1 pseudogene is annotated in these 1,040 nt (G+C 40.4%); it reads right to left on the reverse strand.

The window, feature by feature from the left end:
• Positions 1–1,040: pseudogene (locus tag MWU65_RS17435) on the reverse strand (hypothetical protein); the annotation flags it as partial.

A 1,040-nucleotide genomic window follows, 5' to 3' on the forward strand; every position in this document is an offset into this window, starting at 1 on the left:
AATTCAATACCGTCGTCTCCACCATTGTAAGACTGTACGTATTCAAAAGTAGTACCAGAACCAACACCGAACAAAGAAACACCGTTAAACTCTTTGTCATTAGAGTAGGTAGCGCCTGTGTATTCTACACGTAAGTAGGTAATAGAACCTGAATTATCGGTAGGTTCATTTCCTCCGTAAATTAAATCTGCAACTTCAGAAGTTACAGAAGCACCCTTGTTAGTAGGAGCTTTACCAGCAATTACTAAACCTCCCCAGTTCCCAGCAGTAGGATTTTCTTCACCAGAAGTCATAACTACTGGGTTGTTGGCTTCGCCATTAATAAATATTTGTGCACCTTGGGCAACCGCAATATATGCAGCAGTACCACCAGTAGCTTTTATTGTAGTTCCGGCAGGAATTGTTAGAGAACCACCGTCTTTAACAACAAGACTACTTGTTAAAATATACTCAGTAGTTGCGTTTAAGCTAATATCACCTGTAATTTCACCTTCTAAGTTTTCACTTGTAGCTGCTGAATTACTTAAACCAATAGTCCAACCTGCAGCCCAATCAGGAGCAGCAGCACCGTTACCAGCACCAGCTGTTACGCCTTCTGTGTAGAAAGCTTGGTTTGCACCAGTATAATTAGTTTTTGCTAATGCTGCATCTGCATCCGCAAATTGTAAATTTGTTATTGTTAATTCATTTGCTTCAATCCTAGCTGCAGCTTCTGCATCACCATCAGTTACCATAACACCTATAGAAACATTAGATGTATAGAGGTTGTCAATAGTAAAGTTTCCACCACCTTCTTTAAAGAAAAGCGCGCCTTCAGATACAGGACCAACAACAGTTATGTTAGAAAGAGTCGTAGTTGTTACAGGAGTGGCATTGCCATTATCTCCGTTGTTAGAACCTTCTATCCCAGCTTTGGCACCACCAGCAATGTACCAGTTAGAACCGCTACCAACCCATCCATCAGCAAAATCGATAGAATCGTCACCACTATTAATTGAAACTAAGTAATTACCTGTTACAGTTCCTCCAAAGAATTCAAT

Origin of the sequence: Cellulophaga sp. F20128 (assembly GCF_023015805.1) — a bacterium.
Lineage (GTDB): Bacteria > Bacteroidota > Bacteroidia > Flavobacteriales > Flavobacteriaceae > Cellulophaga.